The organism is Nocardia sp. BSTN01 (assembly GCF_015354405.1).
In the GTDB taxonomy this organism is placed as follows: Bacteria; Actinomycetota; Actinomycetes; order Mycobacteriales; family Mycobacteriaceae; genus Nocardia.
Genome location: NZ_JADKYP010000005.1, coordinates 87,504 through 114,167, shown reverse-complemented (window position 1 = coordinate 114,167; position 26,664 = coordinate 87,504). Strand labels below are relative to the sequence as shown.

General features: G+C 68.5%; 25 protein-coding genes. 10 read left to right on the top strand and 15 right to left on the bottom strand.

Features of this window, described 5'->3' with window-relative positions:
- Positions 1-26: 26 nt before the first annotated feature.
- Together uvrC and IRT45_RS06830 are read right to left on the bottom strand one after the other, a co-directional pair.
- On the bottom strand, positions 27-2,117 hold the full coding sequence (uvrC, locus tag IRT45_RS06835) for an excinuclease ABC subunit UvrC (protein WP_194805025.1): 2,091 nt from the start codon (positions 2,115-2,117) through the stop codon (positions 27-29).
- 53 nt (positions 2,118-2,170) lie between these two features.
- Positions 2,171-3,025 carry a LysR family transcriptional regulator gene (locus tag IRT45_RS06830; protein WP_194805024.1) on the bottom strand — a complete coding sequence of 285 codons (855 nt, stop codon included), beginning with the start codon at positions 3,023-3,025 and terminating at the stop codon, positions 2,171-2,173.
- A 71-nt stretch (positions 3,026-3,096) separates the two neighbouring features.
- Between IRT45_RS06830 and IRT45_RS06825 the strand changes: the two genes are divergently transcribed.
- Entirely contained in the window at positions 3,097-4,137 is a 1,041-nt protein-coding gene (locus tag IRT45_RS06825) for a bile acid:sodium symporter family protein (protein ID WP_194805023.1), read from the top strand.
- On the opposite strand, the gene IRT45_RS06820 is transcribed toward IRT45_RS06825, so the two are convergent.
- Positions 4,115-5,401, bottom strand: coding sequence for a winged helix-turn-helix domain-containing protein (locus tag IRT45_RS06820; RefSeq protein WP_194805022.1), 1,287 nt, complete (start codon positions 5,399-5,401; stop codon positions 4,115-4,117). The genes IRT45_RS06825 and IRT45_RS06820 overlap by 23 nt on opposite strands.
- 127 nt (positions 5,402-5,528) lie before the next feature.
- Here IRT45_RS06820 and IRT45_RS06815 point away from each other — a divergent pair, with 127 nt between their 5' ends.
- Positions 5,529-7,199 carry an FAD-binding dehydrogenase gene (locus IRT45_RS06815; RefSeq protein ID WP_309240820.1) on the top strand — a complete coding sequence of 557 codons (1,671 nt, stop codon included), beginning with the start codon at positions 5,529-5,531 and terminating at the stop codon, positions 7,197-7,199.
- On the opposite strand, the gene IRT45_RS06810 is transcribed toward IRT45_RS06815, so the two are convergent.
- Entirely contained in the window at positions 7,196-7,762 is a 567-nt protein-coding gene (locus IRT45_RS06810) for a hypothetical protein (protein ID WP_194805020.1), read from the bottom strand. The genes IRT45_RS06815 and IRT45_RS06810 overlap by 4 nt on opposite strands.
- 146 nt (positions 7,763-7,908) lie before the next feature.
- A complete protein-coding gene (locus tag IRT45_RS06805; RefSeq protein ID WP_194805019.1) occupies positions 7,909-8,628 on the bottom strand; it encodes an MBL fold metallo-hydrolase in 720 nt (239 codons plus the stop codon).
- Between the two features lie 160 nt (positions 8,629-8,788).
- Here IRT45_RS06805 and IRT45_RS06800 point away from each other — a divergent pair, with 160 nt between their 5' ends.
- Positions 8,789-9,487 (top strand): haloacid dehalogenase type II, encoded by a 699-nt coding sequence (locus IRT45_RS06800; RefSeq protein ID WP_194805018.1) that lies wholly within the window; start codon positions 8,789-8,791, stop codon positions 9,485-9,487.
- Between the two features lie 91 nt (positions 9,488-9,578).
- On the opposite strand, the gene IRT45_RS06795 is transcribed toward IRT45_RS06800, so the two are convergent.
- Entirely contained in the window at positions 9,579-11,627 is a 2,049-nt protein-coding gene (locus IRT45_RS06795) for an MFS transporter (protein WP_194805017.1), read from the bottom strand.
- A 248-nt stretch (positions 11,628-11,875) separates the two neighbouring features.
- Between IRT45_RS06795 and IRT45_RS06790 the strand changes: the two genes are divergently transcribed.
- Together IRT45_RS06790 and IRT45_RS06785 are read left to right on the top strand one after the other, a co-directional pair.
- Positions 11,876-12,679, top strand: a complete 804-nt coding sequence (locus tag IRT45_RS06790) for an ABC transporter ATP-binding protein (RefSeq protein ID WP_194805016.1) — start codon at positions 11,876-11,878, stop codon at positions 12,677-12,679.
- Between the two features lie 87 nt (positions 12,680-12,766).
- The gene (locus tag IRT45_RS06785) at positions 12,767-13,180 is read left to right on the top strand and encodes a DUF3291 domain-containing protein (protein WP_194805015.1); all 414 of its coding nucleotides are present in this window, start codon (positions 12,767-12,769) and stop codon (positions 13,178-13,180) included.
- Positions 13,181-13,190: 10 nt separating this feature from the next.
- On the opposite strand, the gene IRT45_RS06780 is transcribed toward IRT45_RS06785, so the two are convergent.
- Positions 13,191-14,660 (bottom strand): amino acid permease, encoded by a 1,470-nt coding sequence (locus tag IRT45_RS06780; RefSeq protein WP_194805014.1) that lies wholly within the window; start codon positions 14,658-14,660, stop codon positions 13,191-13,193.
- 100 nt (positions 14,661-14,760) lie between these two features.
- Between IRT45_RS06780 and ggt the strand changes: the two genes are divergently transcribed.
- A complete protein-coding gene (gene ggt, locus IRT45_RS06775; protein WP_194805013.1) occupies positions 14,761-16,704 on the top strand; it encodes a gamma-glutamyltransferase in 1,944 nt (647 codons plus the stop codon).
- A 4-nt stretch (positions 16,705-16,708) separates the two neighbouring features.
- Here the strand turns inward: ggt and IRT45_RS06770 are convergent, their stop codons facing one another.
- The 4 genes from IRT45_RS06770 to IRT45_RS06755 form a co-directional block, all read right to left on the bottom strand.
- Positions 16,709-17,212 carry a PH domain-containing protein gene (locus tag IRT45_RS06770; protein ID WP_194805012.1) on the bottom strand — a complete coding sequence of 168 codons (504 nt, stop codon included), beginning with the start codon at positions 17,210-17,212 and terminating at the stop codon, positions 16,709-16,711.
- Between the two features lie 4 nt (positions 17,213-17,216).
- Positions 17,217-17,696, bottom strand: a complete 480-nt coding sequence (ribH, locus tag IRT45_RS06765; RefSeq protein WP_194805011.1) for a 6,7-dimethyl-8-ribityllumazine synthase — start codon at positions 17,694-17,696, stop codon at positions 17,217-17,219.
- 29 nt (positions 17,697-17,725) lie between these two features.
- The gene (locus IRT45_RS06760; protein ID WP_194805010.1) at positions 17,726-18,976 is read right to left on the bottom strand and encodes a bifunctional 3,4-dihydroxy-2-butanone-4-phosphate synthase/GTP cyclohydrolase II; all 1,251 of its coding nucleotides are present in this window, start codon (positions 18,974-18,976) and stop codon (positions 17,726-17,728) included.
- 81 nt (positions 18,977-19,057) lie between these two features.
- Positions 19,058-19,678 carry a riboflavin synthase gene (locus IRT45_RS06755; protein WP_194805009.1) on the bottom strand — a complete coding sequence of 207 codons (621 nt, stop codon included), beginning with the start codon at positions 19,676-19,678 and terminating at the stop codon, positions 19,058-19,060.
- Positions 19,679-20,168: 490 nt separating this feature from the next.
- On the opposite strand from IRT45_RS06755, the gene IRT45_RS06750 reads away from it, so the two are divergent.
- Positions 20,169-20,636 carry a hypothetical protein gene (locus IRT45_RS06750; RefSeq protein WP_228533803.1) on the top strand — a complete coding sequence of 156 codons (468 nt, stop codon included), beginning with the start codon at positions 20,169-20,171 and terminating at the stop codon, positions 20,634-20,636.
- Here IRT45_RS06750 and rpe read toward each other — a convergent pair.
- Positions 20,608-21,270: a ribulose-phosphate 3-epimerase gene (gene rpe / locus IRT45_RS06745; RefSeq protein WP_036502611.1), complete on the bottom strand. Its 663-nt coding sequence runs from the start codon at positions 21,268-21,270 to the stop codon at positions 20,608-20,610. The genes IRT45_RS06750 and rpe overlap by 29 nt on opposite strands.
- Before the next feature lie 123 nt (positions 21,271-21,393).
- On the opposite strand from rpe, the gene IRT45_RS06740 reads away from it, so the two are divergent.
- Positions 21,394-21,816 (top strand): anti-sigma factor, encoded by a 423-nt coding sequence (locus IRT45_RS06740; RefSeq protein ID WP_036502614.1) that lies wholly within the window; start codon positions 21,394-21,396, stop codon positions 21,814-21,816.
- 194 nt (positions 21,817-22,010) lie between these two features.
- Positions 22,011-22,742 (top strand): RNA polymerase sigma factor SigF, encoded by a 732-nt coding sequence (locus IRT45_RS06735; RefSeq protein WP_194805124.1) that lies wholly within the window; start codon positions 22,011-22,013, stop codon positions 22,740-22,742.
- A gap of 8 nt (positions 22,743-22,750) precedes the next feature.
- On the opposite strand, the gene IRT45_RS06730 is transcribed toward IRT45_RS06735, so the two are convergent.
- A complete protein-coding gene (locus IRT45_RS06730) occupies positions 22,751-23,680 on the bottom strand; it encodes a LysR family transcriptional regulator (protein WP_194805007.1) in 930 nt (309 codons plus the stop codon).
- 103 nt (positions 23,681-23,783) lie between these two features.
- On the opposite strand from IRT45_RS06730, the gene IRT45_RS06725 reads away from it, so the two are divergent.
- On the top strand, positions 23,784-24,986 hold the full coding sequence (locus IRT45_RS06725) for a YeiH family protein (protein ID WP_194805006.1): 1,203 nt from the start codon (positions 23,784-23,786) through the stop codon (positions 24,984-24,986).
- A gap of 13 nt (positions 24,987-24,999) precedes the next feature.
- Here the strand turns inward: IRT45_RS06725 and IRT45_RS06720 are convergent, their stop codons facing one another.
- Positions 25,000-26,334, bottom strand: a complete 1,335-nt coding sequence (locus IRT45_RS06720; RefSeq protein WP_375540063.1) for an RsmB/NOP family class I SAM-dependent RNA methyltransferase — start codon at positions 26,332-26,334, stop codon at positions 25,000-25,002.
- Positions 26,328-26,576, bottom strand: coding sequence for a hypothetical protein (locus IRT45_RS06715; RefSeq protein WP_194805004.1), 249 nt, complete (start codon positions 26,574-26,576; stop codon positions 26,328-26,330). The genes IRT45_RS06720 and IRT45_RS06715 overlap by 7 nt, the downstream gene beginning before the upstream one ends.
- Positions 26,577-26,664 lie beyond the last annotated feature (88 nt).

Sequence of the window (26,664 nt, the reverse complement as noted above, 5' to 3'; positions counted from 1 at the left end):
GGCGAAACCGAGCCGTGACCGAGACGTCATTCGGAGTTGAGTGCCGCGAGCACGGCCTTGGCCGTCGCCACCCCGATACCGGGCACCTCCGTGATTTCCTCCACCGTAGCCTGCTTGAGTTTGGCCACCGAGCCGAAGTGGGTCACCAGCGCGGTGCGCCGCGCCTCACCCAGCCCCCGCACCGAATCCAGGGCCGAGGCGGTCATCCGGCGGGAACGCTTACTACGATGGAAGGCGATGGCGAACCGGTGCGCCTCATCGCGCACGCGCTGCAGCAGGAACAGCGATTCGCTGGTGCGCGGCATGATCACCGGATCGGATTCGCCCGGCACCCACACCTCCTCCAGGCGCTTGGCCAGCCCGATCACCGCGACGTCGGTGATGCCGAGTTCATCGAGCACCTCGGCCGCGGCCGCCACCTGCGGGGCGCCGCCGTCGACGACGTACAGGTTCGGCGGATAGGAGAATTTGCGCGGACGCCCGGTGGCCGGGTCGATTCCGGGCGGCAGATCCGCGGGCTCCGCCTCGGCGGTGGCGATCGCCGCGGCGCCGGCCAGGTCCGTCGTTCCGGCCTCCGCCTTCGCCGCCGCACTCATCTCGTCCAGTTCCTTGCGCAACCGATAGAACCGCCGCCGGGTGACCTCCGCGATGCTGGCCACGTCGTCGGAGCGGCCCTCACCCGCGGCCTCCTTGATCGTGTAGTGGCGGTATTCCGATTTGCGCGGCAGGCCGTCCTCGAACACCACCAGCGAGGCGACGACATCGGTGCCCTGCACGTGGCTGATGTCGACACATTCGATGCGCAGGGGCGCGCTGTCGAGATCGAGCGCGTCCTGAATACCTTGCAGCGCGGCCGATCTCGCGGTCAGATCACCGGCGCGCTTGAGTTTGTGCTGGGCCAGCGCCTCCTGCGCATTGCGCTGCACGGTCTCCATCAGCGCCTTCTTGTCACCGCGCTGCGGCACCCGCAGCGCCACGGCCGAACCGCGCAGCCCGGACAGCCAGCCCTGCACCTGCTCCGGATCGCCGGGCAGTTCCGGCACCAGGACCTCGCGCGGGACCGCGGTGGCGGGGGTTTCGGTCTCGGTGTGCTCGGCGAACGCGGCCTGTTCGCCGTAGAACTGGGTGACGAACTGTTCCACCAGGGCGGCCAGTTCGCTCGGCCCCCGGCCGCCCTCGTCGATCGGCGCGGCGCCCGCGGCGTCTTCGGTACCGGCCCAGTTCAGATCCACCGCGTCACCCGATTTGTCGACGACCCAGCCGCGCTGGCCGCGCACCCGCCCGTCGCGCACGTGGAAGATCTGCACCGCGACCTCGAGTGCGTCGGAGGCGAAGGCGATCACGTCCGCGTCGGTGCCGGTACCGAGGACGACCGCCTGCTTCTCCAGCGCGCGCTTGAGAGCGGCGACGTCGTCGCGCAGCCGCGCGGCGGTCTCGAAGTCCAGATCCGTTGCGGCCGATTGCATTCGGCGTTCCAGTTCCCGCACCATGCGATCGGTGCGGCCGGACAGGAAGTCGCAGAAGTCCTCGGCGATGCGGCGGTGTTCGTCGGCGTCGACCCGGCCGATGCAGGGCGCCGAACATTTGTCGATGTAACCGAGCAGGCACGGACGCCCGATCTGCCTGTGCCGCTTGAACACTCCGGCCGAACACGTCCGCACCGGGAACACCCGCAACAGCAGATCCACCGTCTCGCGAATGGCCCAGGCGTGGGCGTACGGCCCGAAATACCGCACACCCTTCTTGCGAGCACCCCGATAGACGAACACCCGCGGATATTCCTCGTTCATACTCACCGCGAGCATGGGGTAGGTCTTGTCGTCGCGGTAGCGCACGTTGAAGCGCGGATCGAATTCCTTGATCCAGTTGTACTCCAGCTGCAACGCCTCGACCTCGGTGGAGACCACCGTCCACTCGACGCTCGCGGCGGTGGTCACCATCTGCCGGGTGCGCGGATGCAGCGACGACACATCGGCGAAGTAGGAATTCAGGCGGCTGCGCAGACTCTTGGCCTTACCGACATAGATCACCTGCCCGTAGGAATCCCGGAATTTGTAGACGCCGGGTTCGACGGGAATGGTGCCCGGTGCGGGGCGATAGGTCGCGGGATCTGCCACGCCACCAGGTTAACGACCGGCACCGACAGCGGATGACGCGCGGACCGTCGTCGTCATCGGTGCATCCGGTGGGCGCCGGCGAGGATCGCGTCGCAGAGTGCCTGCTCGGGTTCGGAGAGCCGGCTGTGCCGGCGCAGCAGCACGAACTCCAGCTCACCCAATTCCGGCAGCTTCTCGTCCTCGACCGCGAAAAGCCCTGGCGGAAGCAGGGTTTCGGCGTGCGCCACGACTCCCAGACCGGCCAGCACCGCGGCCCGCAGCCCGAGCTGGCTGTCGCTGACGCAGGCGATCCGCCAGGTCCGGCCCTCCCGCTCGAGTGCGCGCAGTGCCACGTGCCGGGTCAGGCTCGGCGGCGGATAGGTCACGACGGGCACCGGATCGACGATGTCGCCGACGCCCGAGCGCCCGGCCCACACCAGCCGGTCGCGCCATAGCAGTTCCCCGTGCCGCTCGCCGGGCAGCCGTTTGGCCACCATCAGGTCCAGCTCCCCCGCCGCCATTCTCGTCTTGAGGTTCTCGCTGAGCCCGACGATCAGTTCCAGATCCACGCCCGGATGCGAGCGCTGGAATTCCAGCAGGACGTCGGGCAGTTCGCGGGCCACCAGGTCGTCGGAGGCGCCCAGCCGGATCAGTCCGGTGAGGCGGGAATCGGAGAAGTAGCGGTCGGCCTGGGCTTGTGCGTCGAGGATGCTGCGCGCGAAGCCGACCATCGCGGCCCCGTCGGCGGTCAGCGCCAGATTGCGGGTGTCGCGGCGGATCAGTTCGCGGCCCGCGGCCTGCTCGAGCCGGGCGATATGCCCGCTGACCGTGGACTGGCGTAGACCGAGGATGCGGCCCGCCGCGGTGAACCCGCCGGCGCGTTCGACCGCCAGGAAGGTGCGCAGCAATTCCGGATCGAACACACTCATCACGATACTCGTTCATAGATATCGCTTCCATCGACTTTGGCGATCAGTGCCTCGCGCCGTACCGTGGCGAGGTGACGTTGCTGGCCAAACTCCGTATCGACGGCTTCCTGCTGGGCTTGTTCGCGGCGATGGCCATCGGCCTGATCCTGCCCGCGCGCGGCGGCGCGGCCGACGTCCTGGGATGGGTCACCAAGGTAGCGATCGCCGTGTTGTTCCTGCTGTACGGCACCCGGCTCGAACCCCGCGAGGCGCTGGCCGGCCTGCGGCACTGGCGGCTGCACACCACGGTGCTCACCGCGACCTATGTTCTGTTCCCGCTGCTCGGCCTGGCGATGCGGCTGCTGGTCCCCTCGGTGCTCAGCGACGAGCTCTACACGGGAATGCTGTACCTGTGCCTGCTGCCCTCGACGGTGCAGTCCTCGATCGCCTTCACCGCCATCGCGCGTGGCAATGTCGCGGCCGCGGTGGTCAGCGCATCGGTGTCGAACCTGCTGGGCGTCTTCCTGACGCCACTGCTGGTGATGCTGCTGATGCAGACCACCGGTGACGCCACCGTCTCGCCGATGTCGATCGTGGAGATCGTGGTGCAGTTGCTGCTGCCCTTCATCGCCGGTCAGCTGCTGCGACCGAAGCTGCATCGGTTACTGGCGCACACCACCCTCACCAAGGTCGTCGATCGCGGTTCGGTGTATCTGGTCGTCTACGCGGCCTTCAGCGCGGGCATGGTCGAACACGTCTGGCAGGGACTGGCCGTGGGCCGTCTGCTGGCGGTCGTGGGTGTGGCGATCGTCCTGCTGGCGGTGGTGCTGGGCGTGACGGCGGGCGCGGCCCGGCTGCTCGGATTCGAGCGGGCCGACCGCATCGTGGTGATCTTCTGCGGATCCAAGAAGAGTCTGGCCACCGGCCTGCCGATGGCGACGGTCCTGTTCGCCGGACATCCGGTCGGCCTGATCGTGTTGCCGCTCATGATCTTCCACCAGATCCAGCTGATCACCTGCGCCGCGCTCGCCGGGCGGTGGGGTCGCGCCGCGGACGAGGCCGAGGCGGCCCGCACAGCGGTCACCTCCCCCGACGCGGCGGTCCCGGGCATCACCCCGGCTCCCCGACGCTGACCCCGGCCGGCACCGAAAGCCGTTCGCGGGCAGCCACTTCGACGGCCAGCGCCGCCGCCAGATCGCCGCGTTCGCCGACCACGACGGTCTCGAGCTCGAGCCACCCGGCCATCGCCTCCAACTGCCCGGCCAGTTCGTGAGCGATACGCGCGTGCGGCCGATCGGGTTCGGCGAACGCTCCGAGCACGTGCAGCCGGCCGCTCGCACGGTCCGCGCGCAGGTCCACCCTGCCGACGAGCTCACCGTCGAGCAGGAACGGAAAGACGTAATAGCCGTGCACCCGTTTGTGTTCCGGGGTGTAGATCTCGATCCGGTAGTGAAAATCGAACAGCCGCTCGGTCCGGGGCCGGAAGAAGATCAGCGGGTCGAACGGGCACAGCAGGGCAGCGCCGTCGACCCGCCGTGGGATCCGTGCCCCGGTACGCAGGTAGGCCGGCTTGTCCCAGCCGTCCACCCGCACCGGCTCGAGTTCTCCGGCGTCGACCAGCTCGGCCAGCGCCGGTTCGCACTGGCGCCGATGCAGCCGGTAGTAGTCGCGCAGGTCGGTCTCGGTGGCCACCCCCAACGCGTCGGCGGCCCGCAGGACCAGCTCACGCACCGCCTCCGCTTCGTCGACGCGGCGGCTCACAACCTCGGCCGGCAGCACGCGCTCGGTGAGGTCGTAGTGCCGCTGGAAGCCGACCCGCTTGTCCACCGAGAGCTCCCCGGTGGCGAACAACATCTCGCACGCGACCTTGGTGTCGCTGTGGTTCCAGCCCCAATGGTCCTTGCGCCGCGGGCGATTCAGCTCGAGCTGCCGTTCCACCTCCGCGGCGGTGCACGCCCCGATCTGGTCGATCACGTTCAGCACCCGGCCGGGCAGATCGGGATTCTCGTCGAGTACCCGGCGTGCCCCGCCCCAGCGGCCGTGCGCGTAGCGGGCCATCCGCCACCGCAGCAGCGGCCAATCCTCCACCGGAATCAGCGCCGCCTCATGTGCCCAGTACTCCACGAGCCGGCGCGGCCGCCGCGCACTGTGTTCCCATATCGCCTCGTCGAGCAGCGTGCGATCGTAGGCGCCGATCCGGGCGAACACCGGCGCGTACTGCGCCCGTACCACCGCCGCGACCGAATCCAGCTGCAGCAGTTTGGTATTGCGGACGACGCCGAGCACGGTGCGGCGGCTCGCGCCCCCGGATCCGTCCGAGCGCTCGCGGGCGGCGGTGGCGAATCCCTGGGCGGCGAGTGCGGCCCGGCGGGCCGCGGCGGAGGTGATGGTGCGCACGCACCGAATCTGCCATGGCCCACCGACAGATATGCCGGAGCCGGGGTCGCGACGGCTCGAATCTGCTACCTTGAACACGGTCGATACACGAATGTATCCAAATCGCGCCGAATGCGGAGGAGTGCCCGTGGCACCGTCACAACAGCCGGATGTCATCGTCGTCGGAGCCGGGCTGGCCGGACTGGTGGCCACGTACGAACTGACGCGTGCCGGAAGGCGGGTGCTGGTACTCGACCAGGAGAATCGCAACAATCTCGGCGGGCAGGCGTTCTGGTCGCTGGGCGGATTGTTCCTCGTCGACAGCCCGGAACAGCGGCGCCTCGGCATCAAGGACTCCTTCGCGCTGGCCTGGCAGGACTGGCTGGGCTCGGCCGGATTCGATCGCGACGACGAGGACCACTGGGCTCGCCAGTGGGCGCGCGCCTACGTCGAGTTCGCGGCCGGGGAGAAACGGCAATACCTGCACGATCTCGGTTTGCGGGTGACTCCCCTGGTCGGCTGGGCCGAACGCGGCGGCGCCACCGCCGACGGGCACGGCAATTCGGTGCCTCGCTTTCACCTCACCTGGGGTACCGGGCCGGAGGTGCTGCGCGTCTTCCTGGAACCGGTACTGGCCGCCGAACAGCGCGGACTGGTCGAATTCGCGTTCCGGCACCGGGTCGACGATCTGATCGTCGAGGACGACGCGGTGGTCGGCGTGCGGGGCAGCGTCCTGGAACCGAGCGACCTGGATCGCGGCGTGGCCTCGTCGCGAACGACGGTGGGCGAGTTCGATTTCCGTGCCCCGGCGGTGCTGGTGTCCTCCGGCGGTATCGGCCACAACCACGACCTGATCCGCAAGAACTGGCCCACCGAACGGCTCGGTCCCTGCCCGCAGACCATGATCTCCGGCGTGCCCGCCCACGTCGACGGCCGCATGCTCGCGATCTCCGAATCGGCCGGCGGGCGCATCGTGAACCGCGACCGGATGTGGCACTACACCGAGGGCATTCACAACTGGGACCCGATCTGGCCCGATCACGCCATCCGTATCATTCCGGGACCGTCGTCGCTGTGGTTCGACGCGAACGGAAAGCGTTTGCCCGCACCGTGTTTCCCTGGTTTCGACACCAACGCCACGATGAAGGCGATCCTCGACACCGGCTACGACTACTCGTGGTTCGTGCTCACCCAGTCGATCATCGAGAAGGAGTTCGCGCTCTCGGGTTCCGAGCAGAATCCCGACATCACCGGCAAGGACCTCAAACTCACCCTCAAGAGCCGCGCGGCCAAGGGTGCCCCCGGCCCGGTCGAGGCGTTCAAACGGCACGGCGTGGACTTCGTCGTCGCCGACACCCTGCCGGAACTGGTGCGCGGCATGAACGAGATCGCGCGCGGCCCGCAACTGGACGTCGCCGCGCTGGAACACCAGATCGTCGCCCGCGATCGCGAACTGGACAACAAATACAGCAAGGACGCGCAGTTGATGGCGGTCGCCAACGCGCGGCGCTCACTCGGCGACAAACTGGGCCGGGTCGCGGCACCGCACCGGATTCTCGATCCCGCGCACGGTCCGCTGATCGCGGTACGCCTGAACGTGCTGACCCGCAAGACGCTGGGCGGTCTGCAGACCAACCTCGACTCGCAGGTGATCCGCTCCGACGGCGACCCCTTCCCCGGCCTGTACGCCGCGGGTGAGGTCGCCGGCTTCGGCGGCGGTGGCGTCCACGGCTACAACGCGCTGGAAGGCACCTTCCTCGGCGGATGCATCTTCTCCGGTCGCGCGGCCGGGCTCGCGCTGGCCCGGCTGCCGCGTTAGGGCCGCTCCAGGCTCTTCGCGCCGACGGTGCGGGTCAGGCTGAAGATCGGCAGGCCGATCACCAGATGTTCGATGGCGGTGGACACTCCCACCCAGATATCGCTGGACAGCGTCAGCGGGATGACCACCGCGGCCGCGATGAGGATCCCGACGATCCAGGCGAAGAACATGTCCGGTGACGGCGTGCCCAGATGCAGCAGGTACCAGAGCACGCCGGCGAGCAGGGCACACAGGAACGCGACCACGGCGAACCAGTAGCCCTGCTCGGCCATCGGGTTCCAGACCCCGAACTTGCCGCTCTCGGTGGCACGGGTGGCGACGACGTCGATGATCCACGCGCACAGCCAGGCCGCCAGCGCGGTCACGACCGCGGTGGCGAGCACCCCGCCAGCGAACATGCCCACGTTGACCTCGGGCCGCCGGGGCGCGGGCGGCGCTCCGCCCGGCGTCCGGTAGGGCTGGTATGCGGGATCCTGCCGGTAGGCGGGTTCCTGATACCCGCCCGGCTGATAACCGCTGTCGTACCGCGTGGTGTGCTGCTCACGCGGATCCTGGGGATGCACCGCCGATCACCTCCGTCGAATGTGTGTGCCGAGTGTAGGGCCGTACCCGCCGCTCGGCGCGCCTACGGCATACCCGGTGTCGCGGCGGCATACACCCGCCCGCCGTCGTGCGCCGGATCGAGGCGCCCGGTCCGGCGCGGAACCGATCATGCTGGACGTAAGCGTCTCTCGTAGTCCGCCGCCAGTGCCCGCAGCGCGCCGGCGCCTGCGCCGGCGAAGCTGGAGCCGTGCATCACCGCCAGGGTCGCCGGATTCAGCTCCGCCAATCCGTACAGGGCGGCTGGTACCGCGGGTCCCAGTGACGTCGCCCGGAAGACGTCCTCGGCGAGAACGGCCGGACCGACCACGTCGGATTCGGTAAGTGCGGGTCCGTCGCCGACCTGGGTCATGAGATCACCACAGAACAGCACGCCCGTGGTCTCCTCGTAGAGCACCCGCGACTCCCAGTTGTGCGGTGCGTGCGGAGTGTCGATATGACGGACGCGGCGCTCGCCCAATTCGATGACCTCCCCGTCGGCCAGCGGGCGTGGCGGCCGGTCGGCGAGATCGTCGAGCGAGACCTGACACCCGAGAATTCCGTGTGCCACCTGCGCGTGCGGCGCGGCGGCGAGAAACAGGTTCATCGCCCCGCATTCGTCGGCCTCGACGTGGCCGAAGGTGATCCAGCGCAGTCGTTCGACCGGCACGATCGCGTTGATCTGCTCGCTCACCAGCGGGAACAGCGCGCGCATGCCGCAGTGGAACAGCAGCGGCTCCTCGTCGACGACGAGGAACTGGTTGAAGCTGAATCCGGTGGGACCGACCTCCGGCACGAAGGTGGATATCCGGTAGATCCGGTCAGCTATCTCATCGGTACGGGTCTGCATGATCTCGCTCCCATCCGGGCCTCGCGCGTCGGCGGGATCACCGACGGCGGCGCGGACCCGCTGTCTCCGAGTCGACCCCCGAATCAGATGTTATCCAGATCACACAGCGGGGTCGATAGGCCGCGCGGCTCGCCGGCCGGCCGCCGATACGATCGCGAGCATGAACGATCGGCCGAAGGCTCTGCTGTTCGACGTCCAGGGCACCGCCACCGATTTTCATTCCACCGTCGTCGCGGCGGCCGCGGCACTGCTCGGGCAGCGGTATCCCGGCCGGGACTGGTCCGCGTTCGTGAACGATTGGCGCGCAGCGTATTTCCGTGGCACCGCCGCGGTCGGCGACCATTGGGTCAGCGTCGATTCGATCTATCGCACCGCGCTCGACGACCTGCTCACCGAGCGCGGCATGGAGGTAACCTCCGATGTCCGTGCCGAACTGAATTCCGTGTGGAAACGCCTGGATCCCTGGCCGGACGCGGTGCCGGGCCTGACCCGCCTGCGACGCCGCTATACGCTCGCGACCTTGTCGAACGCCGACGTCGACGCGGTCGTCGGCATCACCCGGCACTGCGATTTCCCGTGGCACGCGGTGTTCACGGCCGAGATGGCGGGTGCGCACAAACCCGATCCCCGCACCTACCGCATGGCAGCGCACTACCTCGGCGCCCAGCCGTTCGAGATCATGATGGTCGCGAGCCACAAGTACGACATCCGGGCCGCGGCCGCCCTCGGCTTCCGCACCGCCTTCGTCGCACGACCGCTCGAATTCGGCGATCCGGCCCTGGCGGACACCGCCTTCAGCGACGAATTCGACCTCAATGTCACAGATTTCGAGGATCTGGCCGACCAGCTGGAGTGCTGAACCGCATCGGCGAGCACACCCGCCGGCATTCGGCGATCGAGGTACAAAACGCACATGCCGCCCGTTCCGGACCTCGATACGCGGCGCGGAACTATCCCGCAGGCGCCGGCTCGGCCGGCGGCGCGGCCTCACCCTCCGCCGATTCACCTGCGCCGGAAGCGCTTTCGGTAACCGACACCGGCTCTGGCGAGGTCTGCGTCCCGCCATCCGTTTCCGCCAGCGCCACGAGTTCCCGGCGCACGCGCAGGTCGTGTTCGGCGGCATCGGCGGCGGCCCGCTTCGGACTCCAGCGCCCGGCCATCAGGAACACGAACGGCAGGAACAGCACCTGGGCGATCAGGCAGATCCACCACCACTGCCGCCACTGCACCGGAGAATCGGCGGCCGCTTGTTTCACCTCGGGGCCGTGCGCGGCGACATAGGCCAGATCATCGGCCGGGACGGTAGCCACCGCCTGCAATTGCGATTGTGCGGTAACGAGTTTCGGGCCGACCGTGCTCGCGACCGCGAGCTGGTCCCGCGGCACCTGCTGGGTCGCGGCCAGCCGCCCCGCCGCTTCGGCCGGGCTGATGCCGAACTTCGCCGCCACCTGACCGACCGCGGCGCCCGCGGCCCGCGCATCGGTCGGATTCACCGCCAGGGCGCCGAGCGTCGCCGGATCCACGGCCTGCAGTGTCGCCAATTCCTGCGGATAGCGCGCGTTCAACGCGATCGTGGCCTGGATGTCGGCGGGCGCCGCGCCGGTCAGCTTCGTCAGTGCGGCCATCTGCGCGGCCGGATCGGCGGGATTGCGACCGAGTTGCGTCATGGTCTCGGCACCGACGGTCTGGATGGTCGCCAGCTGCGGTCCGTACTGCGCCTGGATCTCCTGCAGTCGCGGACCGTTGTTGACCAGTGGTCCGGCCGCGTCGACCACCATCAGCAGACCGAACAGGGTGAAGGTCACCACCGTGCGCAGCACACCACCCCACACGGCCAGCCCGACCGCGGTCGCGGCCGGATTGCGGCGCTCCACGGTTTCGGTGAAGCTCGCCATCCAGGTGGCGTAGGCGATGCCGCCGCCGACCGCGATGACCATCATCACCACCGCGAACGAGTAATAGCCGGTGTCGGGATGATCGGTGTAGCCGAGGAAGACGTAGAGCCCGACGATACTGATCAGGGCACCCAGGATCATGAACGGCTTGCGCACCTTGAGGATGTCCGACACGATGCCGGTCACCACCAGCGCGATCGCGTTCGCGATCCAGTACCAGTTGCCCAGCGCATTGGCCTGCGCCGGTGTGAAACCGAAGTTCGTCGCCAGATAGACCGGCAGGAACGACACGATGGTGTAGAAGAACGCCAGGAAGATGCTGATGGCCAGAGCCGAGCCGACCACGTCGACGCGCATCATCTGACGCCACTGCCCGCGCTCGAGCGCCTCGACGTCCAGCCCCTTGGCCCGCGCCTCGACCAGGGCCCGATCGCGCAGGCTCACCATCACCTGATCACGCAGGCGCGGACTCAGTTCGCGCAAACCGATCACCGCGACGACGGCGACCGCACAGCTGATCACACCGCACAGGCGGTAGTGGAACTGCCAGTCCGGGTGACTGTCGAGGGTGCGAGCGGTGATCTCGCTGGTGACGAGCGCGCCGATCACCGGCCCCAGGGTCCAGAAGCCCATCGCCGAGGCCCGGCCCAGCTGCGGCGAGAAGTCCCGGATCAACGCCGGGGTGGCCACCAGCACCGCACCCTCGACCACGCTCACCACGCAGTAGACGACGAGATAGGCCATCTTCGTGGTCGCCGCCGGCAGCGCGAACAGGGTGAGCAGCGAACAGATCACCACCCCGTAGGCCACGATATTGGCCCGTCCCCAGCGATCGAGCAGCCCCGCCGCCACCGAGGCCGCGGCGCCGAAGGCCGCGCCGATGATGAAGATCCACACGAAATAGGCGAAGGAGAGGTGGAAGTAGGCGATCAGCTGATTTCCGACCGCGCCCGCGACGAAGAGCTGGTAGTACAGCACGATCGAGGTGATCACCACGAGCGTCAGATACCAGGAGCGGGCGGGGGTATCGGGATAGTGCGGTAGTTTTCGCCGCCACAATCCGGTGAGCACGGTGGGAGCGGCTGCTGTCGAGGTCGAGCTCATGGTCGAGATGCCTTTCTGACCACGGCATCTCGTCGCGGGACGATCTCTTGTGATTCCGCACGAGCACCGGGTGGGAAAAGGGTAGCGACCAATCGTGATCCACATCACTTTTCCGGCAACTCGATCGAACCGACCGATCCGATTGCGGGGCACATACCGACCGGTCGACGGTTGCCGCATATTCGCAGCGCTTTTCGCACACTCCGCGACCTATCAGCTTGTCTGAGGAGTTTGCTACCGTGGGGTCCATGGTCGACTCCCCCATCCTGCAGGTGGACGCCGTAGATTTCGTGCGCAACCGCAATCCGATCCTGTCCGCGGTGTCGCTGACGGTGCGCGCCGGCGAGCACTGGGCACTCCTGGGCCCCAACGGCGCCGGCAAGACCACACTGCTGAAGATGCTCGGCGCGTTCGAACATCCCACCCACGGCGGCGTGCACGTTCTCGGCCATCGGCTGGGCCGGGTGGATATGCGCGAATTGCGCACGGCCATCGGCCATGTCGACCCGCGGCACAATCCGCCCTACCCTCTCACCGCGCACGAGGTGGTGCTGACCGGGCTGACCGGTACCGCCGATATCAAGCAGCGCTGGTCACCGACGCCCGAAGACGATGTCGAGGCGGATCGGCTCATCGAACTCATGGGGTTGTCGCATCGCCGCGACGCCCGCTGGCCCACCCTGTCCCAAGGTGAACGCGGGCGCGCCCTCATCGCCCGGGCGCTGATCGCCGAGCCGCGGCTGCTCCTGCTCGACGAACCGGCCACCGGCCTCGACGTCGGCGGCAGGGAACAGCTCATCGACCGGATCGATCTGCTGCAGGCCACCCATCCCGAGCTGGCGTCGGTCCTGGTCACCCATCACCTCGAGGAATTACCCCCGGGAACCACCCATGTGCTGCTGCTGCGCGCGGGACGGTGCGTGGCGAGCGGACCCGTGGACGAGGTGCTGACGAGCGGCAACATCAGCACCTGTTTCGACCATCCGATCCGGCTGACCCGCACCGACGACGGACGCTGGCATGTGCGGGCGGAGCGCAGCGTACGCGCCTGAAACCAATCTTGTCATTGACAAGATTGGGGGAACATGCGATGTTGGGCAGGCGTCAGCATTCACTCACGTCGTCGAAAGTTCTCCGCCATGCCCACACTGCCCTGGGTCACCGTCGAGCGGCCCACCACCGAGACCGTCCAGATCATGGCCTCGCGGCTCGAAGTCCGGTCACTGCGGCACGTGCCCGGATTTCTCGCCACCTCGATCGTGCTGCGGCGCCAGGCCCGCCGCTCCCCCGGCGCCCTCGGTATCGCCCTGAAGGCCGACCTCACCCGCCGCACGTTCTGGACCCTGTCGGCCTGGACCGATCAGGAGGCGATCGGCGCCTACGCCCACACCGATCCACACGCCTCGGCCATCGTGCGCGCCCGCGCGGTGATGCGCGAATCGACGTTCGTGTTCTGGTCCGTTCCCGCCGCCGACCTGCCGATCGACTGGTCCGAGGCGCGACGCCGCATCGCCGAGGAACGCGAGAAGCGAAGCAGCACAGCCACTCTCTAGAGAGGCCGGATCAGTCGTCGACCGGGACCGACTCCGAACGCCTGGCCGGCTGCTCGTCCTCGGGCGGTTCCCGCAGCCGCGCCACCTCCAGTACCCGCGAGCGGGCCGCGAACCAGCCGACGATCAGCGCCGGGATCAGAATCACCAGACTCGCCACCGTCCAGGTGCCGACCGGGTGATCGAAGGCCATCAGCACCAGCATCGCGGCCAGGAAGACCAGGGTCGCGATGCCGGTATACGGGGCGCCGAACATGCGGAACGCGGGACGTTCCAGCTCACCACGGCGCCAGCGCCGCCACAGCGCCAGCTGGCACAGCACGATCGTCGCCCAGGACGACAGGATGCCCAGCGACGCGATGTTGAGCACGATCTCGAAGGCGCGCGCCGGCACGAGGTAGTTGAGCCAGATGCCGACCAGTGCGATCAGACTCGTCAGCACGATGCCGCCGTAGGGCACACCGCGGCTGTTCATCCGCGCGGTGAATCGCGGTGCGCTGCCGTTGACCGCCATCGAGCGCAGAATGCGTCCGGTCGAATACAGACCGGCGTTGAGACTCGAGAACGCGGCGGTGAGCACGACCAGGTTCATCACCGAACCGGCATGCGGGACACCCAGTTCGGCGAAGAAGGTGACGAACGGACTCTCGTCGGCGTGGTAGGCGGTGTAGGGCAGCAGCAGCGCCAGCAGGATCAGCGAGCCGACGTAGAACACGGCGATACGCAGGATCACCGAGTTGATGGCGCGCGGCATGATCTGCTGCGGATTCTCGGTCTCCCCCGCGGCGGTGCCGACCATCTCCACCGCGGCGTAGGCGAATACCACTCCCGAGGCGACCGTGACCAGCGGCAGCACTCCGGTCGGGAACCAGCCACCGGACTGCGCGACCAGCCCGAAACCCGTTGCGGCCCCGTCGACCCGGAATCGCCCGCCGAGGAAGACGATGCCGATGATCAGGAACGACACCAGCGCGACGACCTTGATCAGCGCCGCCCAGAACTCGAGCTCACCGAACCATTTGACCGAGATCAGATTCACGCTCAACACCAGGCACAGCGCGATCAGCGCCAGCACCCACTGCGGGATCGCGCCGAACGCACCCCAGTAGTGCAGATAGGTGGCGATCGCGGTGGTGTCGACGATGCCCGTCATCGACCAGTTCAGGAAATAGGTCCAGCCGGCGATGAAAGCGGCCTTCTCCCCGTAGAACTCACGCGCGTAGGAGACGAACGACCCTGACGAAGGCCGGTGCAGCACCAGTTCGCCCAGAGCCCGCAGGATGAAGAAGACGAATACCCCGCAGACCGCGTACACGAGGAACAGTCCCGGCCCCGCGTGCGCCAGCCTCCCGCCGGCGCCGAGGAACAGGCCGGTGCCGATGGCGCCGCCGATCGCGATCATCTGCAACTGCCGCGGCTTGAGGCTCTTGTGGTAGCCGCTGTCCTCCGCGGACAGGTGCGTCTGTGCTGGTGTCTCGCTCATCGGTGGGGTGATCCCTTGGTCGAGGTCGGGGCGGCTCGACGTTACCCGGTGTGGGAACGATGCCCGGCGTGGTGGGGCAGGTGCGCGTTAAAGTGCCTGCATGAGGCGCACGCGAGCGATTCTGGCCGGCGCGAGCGCCGCCCTGCTGCTGACCACCGGACTGCTCACGGGCTGCTCGCCCACCACGTCCGAGGCCGGCCGAAGCTGCGTCGAAGGTCCGGACGGCACTCCGATCACGGCCGCGGCGGGACCGGCGGCGAGTGCGACGAATCTGGCCACCAATCCCGAGATCGCCACCGGATACCGCAGCGATATGACCCCGGTACGCACCCACACCTTCGCGGTCTCCACCGCGAATCCGCTGGCCACCCACGCCGCCTGCGAGGTCCTGGCCGACGGCGGCACCGCGGCCGACGCGCTGATCGCCGCGCAGACGGTACTGGGCCTGGTCGAACCGCAGGCCTCCGGGATCGGCGGCGGCGCATTCCTGCTCTATTACGATGCCGCGACCGGATCGGTCGACGCCTACGACGGTCGTGAGGTCGCCCCCGCCGCCGCGACCGAGAACTATCTGCGCTGGGTCAGCGACACCGATCAGTCGATGCCGCAACCGAATACCCGTGCCAGTGGACGGTCGATCGGCGTGCCGGGCGTGCTGCGACTGCTCGAGGCCGCCCATCGCGACCACGGCAAGCAGTCCTGGCGCGATCTGTTCGGTCCCGCGATCTCGCTGGCGGACAACGGTTTCGACATCAGCGCCCGGATGGCGAGCCAGATCGCGCAGTCGGCCCCGGACCTGGCCCGGGACGCGAATGCCAGGCAGTACTTCCTGCAGCCGGACGGCTCCCCCAAACCACGGGGCTTCCACCTCGCCAATCCGGCCATGGCGAAGACGTTGAGCGCCGTGGCCTCCGACGGCCCCGACGCCTTCTACACCGGAGCGGTCGCCCGCGACATCGTCGACGCGACAGCGACCACCAGCGGTGGCCGCACCCCGGGCCAGATCTCGCTCGACGATCTCGCGCGATATCAGGCGAAGAAACGCACCGCCCTGTGCACCGACTACCGCACCCACCGGATCTGCGGGATGCCCAATCCGTCCTCCGGCGGTATCACCGTCGCCGCGACCCTCGGGATTCTGGAGAATTTCGACCTCGCCGGCCTGTCCCCGGACCGTCTCGACCGCAACGGCGGCATACCGAAAGCCGAAGCGGTACATCTGATCTCGGAGGCCGAGCGGCTCGCCTACGCCGACCGCGACAAGTACATCGCCGATCCCGATTTCGTTCCGCTGCCCGGCGGCTCACCCGCCGCACTGGTGAACAAGGACTATCTGAAACAGCGAGCGGCCCTCATCGACCCGAACCATTCCATGGGCACCGCGCAGCCGGGTGACTTCGGTCCGGTCCCGCTCGGCACCGACGCGCAGCAACCCGAACACGGCACCAGCCACATCTCCGTGGTGGACCGGTACGGCAACGCCGCGACCATGACCACCACCGTCGAATCGGCGTTCGGATCGTTCCATCTGGTCGACGGATTCGTCCTGAACAATCAGCTCACCGACTTCAGTGCGCAGCCAGCCGATGCGGCCGGTGTGCCGCTGGCCAACCGGGTACAGCCCGGGAAGCGGCCGCGCAGTTCGATGAGCCCCACCCTGGTCTTCGATCGGACGCCGGACGGGTCGCGCGGTCAACTGGTCGACGTCGCCGGGTCCCCCGGCGGTTCGGTGATCATCCAATTCGTGGTGAAAACGCTGGTAGGCCTGCTGGATTGGCATCTGGATCCGCAGCAGGCGGTCTCGCAGGTGGCCTTCGGCGCGGCGAACACACCGGTGACCGGGGTGGGCGGGGAACATCCCGCGATCGACGCCACCGACAACGGCGCCCACGATCCGCTGGTGCGGAAACTGCGCGAGATGGGGCATCAGGTCTCGGTGGACCCGCAGTCCAGCGGGCTCAGCGCCCTGCAGCGCGAGAGCGGCGGCTGGATCGGCGGGGCGGATCCCCGGCGGGAGGGCATCGTCCTCGGCGACGCCCGCTGACGGGTCAGTCCTGCTGTGCGGCGGTGTATTTCGCGCCGAGTTCGCGGAAGCGATCCATCGCCCGGGCGGCGTGATCCTTGTCGTTGACGCGGATCGCCAGCATCGGAACGTATTCGTCGCCAGCCAATTCCAGTCGCGCCCAGGCCTTCTTGTCCGGAATCGCGACGCCGCGAATATCGGCCCAGCGGAACTCGTTGTCGCCCAGGATGTTGCGCACGACGACGCCCTGCGGTCCGACGCGCACCCGCGGCCGGGTCAGCAGCAGCACGGCACCGGCCAGCAACAATCCGAAGCAGATGATCGCCACCTGATCGGCACCGCGGAAGTTCACCCCGGTCGTCGAATTGCTGGACAACGCCCCGGCCAGAATGAACAACACCGCGATCACGGCCGCCACGATGCGCGCGGTGCGCACCGCCCGGCGCGGACGCACCTCGAGATCCCACTGCTGTCCGTCCGCGGCCGGGGGCCGCGGACCGCGTTTGAACAGGTGCACGACCGGCGGCATCGGTTCAGGCTTCTCGGCGCAGCGCGCGCAGGGTCAGCGCGGCATCCAGGGCCGCGGCACTCGCCTGCTCACCCTTGTTCTCGGCCGAATCCGGCAGGCCCGCGCGGTCGAGGGCCTGCTCCTCGGTGTTCACCGTGAGCACCCCGTTGGTGACCGGTGTGCTCTCGTCCAGCGACACCCGCGTCAGCCCGGCCGTCACCGCGTCGCAGACGTATTCGAAATGCGGTGTGCCCCCGCGGATCACGACACCCAGCGCCACGACCGCGTCGTGCGTGCGAGCCAGCGCCTGCGCGACCACCGGCAACTCCATCGCCCCGGCGCAGCGCACCACCGTGATCTGCTCGACGCCCGCTTCCCGGGCCACCCGCTCGGCATTGGCGAGCAACGTATCGCAGATGGTGGTGTGCCACCGCGAGGCGACGATGCCGACCGTCAGGTCCTTCGCGTCCGCCAGCGCGAACTCCGGTACACCCGTACCGCTCATCGACCGATACCCCTTTTCACGAATTCTGACTACTGCGCGGTCTCGCCGAGGTCCAGGTCGTCCAGGCCGACCAGGTCGTGGCCCATCCGGTCGCGCTTGGTGCGCAGATACCGCAAATTCTCCGCATTGGCCCGCACCGGCATCGGCACCCGTTCGGTGATGCTCAGGCCGTAGCCGTCCAGGCCGACCCGCTTGGCCGGATTGTTGGTGAGCAGCCGCATCGACTTGATGCCGAGATCGACCAGGATCTGCGCCCCGGTGCCGTAGTCGCGGGCATCGGCGGGCAGGCCCAGTTCGATATTCGCGTCCACGGTGTCGTGCCCGGAATCCTGCAACTGATAGGCCTGCAGCTTGTGCATCAGGCCGATGCCGCGGCCTTCGTGCCCGCGCATGTAGAGCACCACACCGCGTCCCTCGGCGGCGACCATCTCCATCGCGGCATCCAGCTGCGGGCCGCAATCGCAGCGCAGCGAGCCGAATACGTCACCGGTCAGGCATTCCGAGTGCACACGCACCAGAACGTCGTCACCGGCGTCGATACTCAGATCGCCGCGCACCAGCGCCACGTGTTCGACGTCGTCGTAGATGCTCTTGTAGCCGACGGCCTTGAATTCGCCGTACTTGGTGGGGATGCGCGCCTCGGCGATCCGCTCCACCTGCTTCTCGTGCTTGCGGCGCCACGCGATCATGTCGGCGATCGAGATCAGCGCGAGTTCGTGCTCGTCGGCGAAGATCCGCAACTCTTCGGTGCGGGCCATATCGCCCTCATTCTTCTGGCTGACGATCTCGCAGATCACGCCGGCCGGGCTCAGACCGGCCATCCGGGACAGGTCCACGGCCGCCTCGGTGTGGCCCGGGCGCCGCAGCACCCCGCCGTCCTTGGCGCGCAACGGCACGACGTGGCCGGGCCGGGTGAACTCGTCGGCGCGGGAGGCCGGGTCGGCCAGCAGGCGCATGGTCGTCGCGCGGTCGGCGGCGGAGATACCGGTGCTGATGCCCTCTCGCGCGTCCACCGACACCGTGTAGGCGGTGCCGTGCTTGTCCTGGTTCATGGAATACATCGGCGGCAGGCCCAGCCGATCGCAATCCGCACCGGTCAGCGGCACACAGATGTAGCCGGAGGTGTATCGGATCATGAAAGCCACCAGCTCGGGGGTTGCCTTCTCCGCGGCGAAGATGAGGTCGCCCTCGTTCTCCCGGCCCTCGTCGTCGACGACGACGACCGCCTTACCGGCGGCGAGATCGGCGACTGCGCGCTCGATGGTGTCGAACCTGGTCACGTCTGCTGTGCTCCACTTCGGATTAGGTGCGACTCGAGCCTACTGGGTCGGGTCGCCGGTACGACGTCGCGGTTGCTCCGGTCAGCCACGCTGCTGGAGTCGCTCGACATATTTGGCGATGACATCGACCTCCAGGTTCACCGTGGTGCCGGCGGGCGCGGCGCCGAGGGTGGTGAGTTCGCGGGTGGTGGGGATCAACGAGACCTCGAACCAGTCGCGATGCCCGGGCTCGCCGCCGTCGTCGACGCCGAGGCCCGACACGGTCAGCGAGATACCGTCCACGGTGATCGACCCCTTCTCGACCACATAGCGAGCCAGATTGCCGGGCAACGAGATTCGCACGACCTCCCAGTTGTCGGAAGGGGTGCGCGACAGGATGACCCCGGTGCCGTCGACATGGCCCTGCACGATGTGGCCACCGAGCCGGCTGTTCACCGCCGCGGCGCGCTCCAGGTTCACCTTCGACCCGATGTCGAGTTTGCCGATGCCGGAGCGGTTGAGCGTCTCCCCCATCACGTCGGTGGTGAAGCTGTCGCCGTCGACGACGTCGACCACGGTCAGGCAGACCCCGTTGACGGCGATGGAGTCGCCGTGGCGGGCATCGGAGGTTACGGTCGCGCCGCGAATCGTGAGCCTGGCCGCGTCCGCGGACCGCTCGGCGGCGACGATCTCGCCCAGCTCCTCCACGATGCCTGTGAACATCCGTATCTCCTGTCAGCCCGGCGCCCACCGCGTAGGGGCGTCCGTTAGCGCAAACGGTGCCGGCGGCCCGGGGTATTCCCCACGGGCCGCAGTGTCATCAGCGTAACGACGCGCTGTAGCAGAGCACATCCGGCCGTCCTACGGACCGGTCGTGGCCGGACATTCGAGACTTTCGGACCGGAAAAGCGCACCGAACCGGGCGCCGTATCGGCGACGCGCCGAGCCGACCGAGCAGCTCCCCTGCCCGAGGGCCGTATCGCGGAATGCCGAAAAGGAATAGCGGGACAATCCCAGGAAAAGGGAATCGAATTACGGTTTTCACCGGTCGAATATCCGGCTTCTACCGGCTCGGATCGCGGCCGAATTCAATTTGTTACCCACGTGACAGCGAATTCAACCCCAACGCTTGCACCAGGGCGAATTCGGTAGCAATATTGTTATGCAGTTGATTCCAACAGTTCATTGGACAACAACCTCATGGGGGTGCGGCGTGACCACGGTGATCGATACGTCTCTCACGGATCGTTGCGAGCGGTATCGCCGCGTCTTTCATCTCCCCGCGGCGGTGGACGACGCATCGCGGCATATCGTGCTCGAAATCGGGCAGCAATTCGGCGCGGTCACCATGCCCGCCGATCTGGGTGAGCGGGTCCTGCGCCAGCTCACCCAGTCCGGACTGGTCACTCCCGTCGTGCACCATCCGCGGGCGCGGCGCTGGACCTTCATCACCGGCCCGTCGTGCTCCGCCGGCGTCAGCACATCCGTTGCGGCCGAACTGTTCCGGCTGTACACGACGGTCGCGTGCACGGGCAGTCACGTGGTGCTGCCCTCGGCCGAGGACGAACGGACCGGCTATCGGATCTGGGTCCAGACGCCCGACCATCTCGAGGCGGTCGTCCCCATGGCCGCGGTCGTGGAGGCCGCGCGGCTCAGCGCCGCGCCGCCTGCTCCTCGATGACCTTCTCGCGCAAGGCTTCCACGGTCGCGGCCGGATCGTCCGTGCCGTACACCGCGGACCCGGCGACGAAGCAGTCCACACCGGCCTCGGCGGCGGCTTCGATGGTGTCCATATTGATGCCGCCGTCGATCTCGACGACCAGACGCAATTCACCGCTGTCGACGAGCCGGCGGACCGCGCGCGCCTTCTCCAGCACGTGCGGAATGAACGACTGACCGCCGAATCCCGGCTCGACGCTCATCACCAGCAGCGTGTCGAAATTGCGCAGGATTTCCAGGTACGGCTCGATGGGGGTATTCGGTTTCACCGACAATCCGGCCTTGGCGCCGGCGGCGCGGATATCCCGGGCCACCGCGACCGGATCGTCGGTCGCTTCCGCGTGGAAGGTCACGTTGTAGGCACCGGCCTCCGCGTACGGGGGCGCCCAGCGGGCCGGATCCTCGATCATCAGATGGCAGTCCAGCGGGATGTCGGTGGTCTTCAGCAGACTCTGCACCACCGGCAAGCCGAGGGTCAGGTTCGGTACGAAGTGGTTGTCCATCACGTCGACGTGCAGCCAGTCCGCTCCCTCAACGGCGCGTACTTCCTCCGCCAGACGAGCGAAATCAGCGGACAGGATGGACGGCGCGATCATCGGCGACGGCCGGTGAAAGTGGGAATTCGAGAGGGACACAGCGCGTGAGTGTACTGGGTCGATCACACCGGTTTTCGGCACTGTCGACGATTGCGCGACGCAAAGTTGGGTAGCCTTCGTAGGGTGATCAACATGTCGGCTGAAGAGGGACTGCGCAGCACACCCGTCGAAATCGGAGTGGCGGCCACCGTGTCGCAACTGCCCATCGTGCGCGGATTGGCCGAAACACTGGTCCTGCTCAGCGATTTCACACTCGACGAGGTCGCCGACATCCGGCTGGCCGTCGACGAGGCGTGCTCGACGCTGATCGAACTCGCCGTTCCCGGTAGCACCCTGCAGTGCCGCTTCACCGTCGGTGACAACGATCTACTCGTGCGGGTGGCCGGGATCGCGGCCACCTCGAAACTGCCCGACCAGCGCAGCTTCGGCTGGCATGTGCTGCGGACCCTCACCGACGGCATCGACGTCGCGCAGGAGCCCTTCGATTCGGCGATTTCCGGATACCCGACGGTGGTCGAATTTCGCCGGGTCCGGGGGAAGGCGTAGTGGCCGACGAGAACAACGTGTTCGAGGCCGAGGACGCCGAGAACACCGCGGGTACGGCCGCGAGCGGATCCCCTGACGACACCGGCGCCGAGGACGGCGAGGGCCGCACGGACGGCGGCGAGGCCACTGCGGACGACGAGGAGGACGGCGACGAGGTCGCCGAGGTCACCGGTTCGGTCTCCGGATACGACGATGTGAACCTGCTGTTCCAGGCATTGTCGGAGGCCGGTGACGACCGCCGCGCCGAACTGCGCGACGAGTTGATCAACCGCTGTATTCCGTTGGCGGACCACATCGCCCGGAAATTCAGCGGCCGGGGCGAACCGTTCGACGACCTGACACAGGTGGCTCGGGTCGGGCTGGTCCACGCCGTCGATCGTTTCGACGTCTCGCGCGGCTCGAACTTCCTGTCCTTCGCGGTGCCCACCATCATGGGCGAAGTGCGGCGCTACTTCCGCGACAACACCTGGGCGATGCGAGTTCCCCGGCGCGTCAAGGAGACCCATCTGCGCATCGGTTCGGCGATCGATTCGCTGTCGCAGTCGCTGGGCCGCTCCCCGACCGCCAAGGAGATCGCCGCCGAACTCGACATCCATCCCGACGAGGTGACCCAGGCCGTCATCGCGGGCAACGCGTACCAGCCCAGTTCCATCGACGCGGTCTCGGTGGGCCGGGAGACCGAGGCCTCGCTGCTGGACACCCTCGGCGAGGAGGAGTCGCAGTTCGACCGGGTCGAGGAGTACGTGGCGATCCGACCGCTGCTCGCGGGCCTGCCCGAACGGGAACGACGCATCCTCACCATGCGTTTCTTCGAATCGATGACGCAGACTCAGATCGCGCAGCGGATGGGGATATCGCAGATGCACGTCTCCCGGATTCTCGCGAAAACCCTTGCGCGGCTGCGGGAGCAGAGCGCCCGCGAGTGACGCCGGCGCTACGCCGGATCCGGCATAGCCGGTGTCGCGGCGCGCTGGGCGTGCACGATGGCGGACACCAGTTGTCCGGCCGGGCCGCCGAGTTTGCGCGGTGGACGCCACACCGCGCGCAGGGTGCGGCGCAGATCCAGGCCCGCGACGGTGACCGCGCGGAGTTCGCCGCGTTCGAGTTGGTCGCCGACCGCCAGCGTGCTCAGCACCGCCGGCCCCACGCCGCCGAGCACGCTGGTGCGGATGGCCGCGGCGCTGCCGAGCTCCAGAAGTGGTTCGGCGCGTGGGTATTCGGCCAGCGCGACGTCGAGAGTGCTGCGAGTGCCGGATCCGGGTTCGCGCACCACCAGCGGTGTCGCGGCCAGTTCGGCGACGGTGAGCGGTGTGCGGCGGCGCGCCCAGGGGTGCCCGGGATGCACCACGACGAGCAGTCGATCGTGCGCGACCGTGACGTGGGGCAACCCGTCGGGCACCGCCGGCGATTCGACGAATCCCAGATCGCACTCCCCGGCCACGAGCCGGTCGCACACGTGGCGCGAATTGTGCACCTGGAGATGGACTTTCACATCCGGATGACCGCGGCGGAACGCGCCGAGCCAGCCCGGTAGCAGACATTCCGCGACCGTCATGCTGGCGGCGACGGTGAGTTCGGCCTCCTGATCGGTGCGCAGTGCGGCGGCGGCGTCGAGTAGCCGGTCCAGATCCGCCAGCACCTCGCGCGCCCAGTGCACGACGACGGTTCCGGCGGGGGTCAGCGTGGAGCCGCGCGGTGAGCGGCGCAGCAGGGCCAGCCCCAGCCGATGCTCCCACTGACGCACCGCACGGCTGGCGTTCGGCTGCGCCATGCCGATCGAGCGTGCGGCCGCACCGAGACTGCCGTGGTCGTCGATGGCGACCAGCAACTCGAGGAAACCCAGGTCGGGACGCACATCAGCCATACCTGAATCATATGCATTGAGCCCAACACATATCACCAGGATATGAGCGTGATGCCGTTTCGGCCGCTACCGGACCCCACCGATTCAGGAGACCGTTGTAGTCATGACAAGTCTGGATTCCTCGCGAGCGGCCGGGGCCGCCGACGATGTGCCCGGCGCCACCGAGCCGGGCGCGGCCGAGCGCGCCGGTGCTACCGGCAGGCTCGCGACCGGTTCGCGGCGCGGTATCGCATCCTCCGGCACGCAGACCACGGTCCGCACGCCACGGCGGCGGTGGCATGCCCGGCTCGGGCGAAACGGAGTCGCGGCCGGGTGCTCGGGCGCGGCCGGCGGGCCGGATATCGTCCCCGGGTTGACCCTGACGGTCGCGATCACCGCGCTCGTGCTGGGTATCGCCCAGTTCACGCCCACGGTCAGCCCGCTCCTGCTGGCGATCGTCGTCGGGGCGGTCCTCGCCAATTGCGTGCCGTTGCCGCAGCGGGTGCAGCCGGGGCTGCAGTTCTCGGCGAAGCGGCTGCTGCGCGTCGGTGTCGCGCTGCTCGGCCTGCAGCTGACATTCGCCGACATCCTCGGGCTCGGCCCCGCCGTGATCGCGGTGGTCGTCGCGATCGTCGCCCTCGGCATCGGCGGCACGATGTTCATGGGCCGGCTGCTGGGATTGAGCTGGACGCAGCGACTGCTGATCGCGTGCGGATTCTCCATCTGCGGGGCGGCCGCTGCCGCGGCGGTGGACGGCGTGGTCGACGCCGAAGACGAGGAAGTGCTGACCGCGATCGCGCTCGTGGTCGTGTTCGGCACGATCATGATCGGCGCGCTGCCGCTGTTGTCGGGCGCCCTGGGCCTCGACGATCGCACGGCCGGGATCTGGGCCGGTGGTTCCGTGCACGAGGTGGCACAGGTCGTCGCGACCGGCGGCGCGATCGGCGGCGCCGCGCTGACCGTCGCGGTCGTGGTCAAACTGGCGCGGGTGGTGCTGCTGGCACCGGTGCTGGCGGTGATCGGCTGGCAGGTCCGGCGGCGCGAGGACACCGCGCCCGGCACCCGCAGGCCGCCACTGATCCCGCTGTTCGTCGTCGCCTTCCTGGCCTGTGCCGCACTGCGCACCACGGGGCTGCTGCCCGAATCGGTACTCGCCACGGCCAAACTGCTCCAGACCGCGCTGCTCACCGCCGCCATGTTCGCCCTGGGCGCGGGCGTGCGCCTGGCCGCCCTGCGCCGCGTCGGGCCGCGCCCGTTGATCCTGGCGCTCCTGTCGACCGTGTGGGTGGCCGGCATCGCCCTCACCGGTGCGGTTCTGGCCGGCTGAGCGGTCCGCGATGTCAGAGCGGCTTGCGCAGAGCGGCCATGAACATCGCGTCGGTGCCGTGCCGGTGGGGCCACAGTTGGGCGGCCGGACCGTCTCCGGTGTCGGTGACTCCCGGCAGCAGCGTTCGGGTGTCGAGTTGTTCGGCGTCGCGGCGGCGGACGAAATCGGAGACGACCGACACGGTTTCGGCCAGGTGCGGGGAACACGTGGAATACACCACCACACCACCCGGGCGCAGCAGATCCCATGCGGCAGTGAGCAATTGGCTCTGCAACGTGGTCAGGTCGCGCACATCGGCCGGAGTGCGCCGCCACCTCGCCTCCGGGCGCCTGCGCAGCGCGCCCAGCCCGGTGCACGGCGCGTCGACGAGGATGCGGTCGTAGCCGGGTTCCAGCCCGGAGTCGCGGCCGTCGACCACATGGACGCTGACCGGAAGGCCGCGAGTTGCCTTGCGCACCAATTCGGCTCGGTGTTCGGCGGGTTCGACGGCGTCGACCCGATATCTGTCGATATCGGCCAGAGCGCCCAGCAGGGCGGTCTTACCGCCGGGGCCGGCACACAGATCGAGCCAGCGCCCACCGTCCGCACCGAGCAGCGGCGCCCGGGTCAGCGACAACGCGACCAGCTGGCTGCCCTCGTCCTGGACTGCGGCCATCCCCTCGCGCACCGCGTCCAGCTGCCCCGGATCGCCGCTGTCCAGGTACACCGCATACGGTGACCAGCGGCCCTCCTCACCACCACTGACCAGCGCCAATTCCTCGGCGGTGATATCGCCGGGCCGCGCCACCAGGTGCACGATCGGCCGTTCGTCGTCGGCGGCGAGCAGATCGCGCAGCTCCCCCGCCCGCGCACCGAGTGCGTCGGCGAAGGCCTGCGCGATCCAGACCGGATGCCCGAATTCGAATGCCACGCGGCCGACCGGATCCCGCGGCGCCAGATCCGCCACCCACTGCTCCGGTGTCCGCGCCGCCGCCCGGCGGAGTACCGCGTTCACGAAACCGGCTTTGCCGCTACCGGATTCGGTGCGCACCAGATCGACCGACGTATCCACCGCGGCGTGTGATCCCACTCGGGTCCGCAGCAGTTGATAGACGCCCAGACGCAGGACGTCGAGCAGCGGGCCGTCGATCTCCGCGATCGGACGTCCCGCGCAGTCGGCGATCACCGCATCGAGGACGCCCATCGCGCGGCAGGAGCCGTAGGCGAGTTCGGTCGCGAACGCCGCGTCGCGCCCGGACAATCCGTATTCGCGCAACAGGACGGGTAACACAAGGTTCGCGTACGCGTCGCGCTCACGCACCGCTCGCAACACATCGCGGGCGACCAGCCTTGGAGCGTCACCTACCACACCGCGTCGTCCCTGAATCCGGTCTGCGGAGCGACCGGCCCGGCGCACATCACCGTCCGCCCGACGGGAATCCGCGCCGCGCGGCGAATCGTCGCCGCGGGAATCCCGACGCGGCCCACGCCGCGGGTCGGCACCCCGCGACGGTTTTCCGGCGCCCCCGCGCCGCGCGGAACCCGCGCCTGCCGCAGGTCGCGACGACTTCTGCTGCCCCACGGCAGGTTTCCCAGCCGACCTAGGGCCATCGGAGGCTCGTTTCGAGGTGTCATCGCCGGGTGCGGCATCGTGGCCTCGTCCCGATCCGGCGTCGGCGCGCCCGGCACTGCGAGCACT

What these genes read in the sequence shown, in the direction of transcription:
- IRT45_RS06805 (WP_194805019.1), bottom strand. Translation starts at nt 8,628, where the DNA reads ATGCAGACCCGTACCGATGAGATAGCTGACCGGATCTACCGGATATCC.
- IRT45_RS06770 (WP_194805012.1), bottom strand. Translation starts at nt 17,212, where the DNA reads ATGCCGCCGGTCGTGCACCTGTTCAAACGCGGTCCGCGGCCCCCGGCC.
- IRT45_RS06830 (WP_194805024.1), bottom strand. Translation starts at nt 3,025, where the DNA reads ATGAGTGTGTTCGATCCGGAATTGCTGCGCACCTTCCTGGCGGTCGAA.
- IRT45_RS06780 (WP_194805014.1), bottom strand. Translation starts at nt 14,660, where the DNA reads ATGAGCGAGACACCAGCACAGACGCACCTGTCCGCGGAGGACAGCGGC.
- ggt (WP_194805013.1), top strand. Translation starts at nt 14,761, where the DNA reads ATGAGGCGCACGCGAGCGATTCTGGCCGGCGCGAGCGCCGCCCTGCTG.
- IRT45_RS06755 (WP_194805009.1), bottom strand. Translation starts at nt 19,678, where the DNA reads ATGTTCACAGGCATCGTGGAGGAGCTGGGCGAGATCGTCGCCGCCGAG.
- IRT45_RS06715 (WP_194805004.1), bottom strand. Translation starts at nt 26,576, where the DNA reads ATGGCCCTAGGTCGGCTGGGAAACCTGCCGTGGGGCAGCAGAAGTCGT.
- IRT45_RS06730 (WP_194805007.1), bottom strand. Translation starts at nt 23,680, where the DNA reads ATGGCTGATGTGCGTCCCGACCTGGGTTTCCTCGAGTTGCTGGTCGCC.
- rpe (WP_036502611.1), bottom strand. Translation starts at nt 21,270, where the DNA reads ATGATCGCGCCGTCCATCCTGTCCGCTGATTTCGCTCGTCTGGCGGAG.
- IRT45_RS06725 (WP_194805006.1), top strand. Translation starts at nt 23,784, where the DNA reads ATGACAAGTCTGGATTCCTCGCGAGCGGCCGGGGCCGCCGACGATGTG.
- IRT45_RS06795 (WP_194805017.1), bottom strand. Translation starts at nt 11,627, where the DNA reads ATGAGCTCGACCTCGACAGCAGCCGCTCCCACCGTGCTCACCGGATTG.
- ribH (WP_194805011.1), bottom strand. Translation starts at nt 17,696, where the DNA reads ATGAGCGGTACGGGTGTACCGGAGTTCGCGCTGGCGGACGCGAAGGAC.
- IRT45_RS06790 (WP_194805016.1), top strand. Translation starts at nt 11,876, where the DNA reads ATGGTCGACTCCCCCATCCTGCAGGTGGACGCCGTAGATTTCGTGCGC.
- IRT45_RS06800 (WP_194805018.1), top strand. Translation starts at nt 8,789, where the DNA reads ATGAACGATCGGCCGAAGGCTCTGCTGTTCGACGTCCAGGGCACCGCC.
- IRT45_RS06785 (WP_194805015.1), top strand. Translation starts at nt 12,767, where the DNA reads ATGCCCACACTGCCCTGGGTCACCGTCGAGCGGCCCACCACCGAGACC.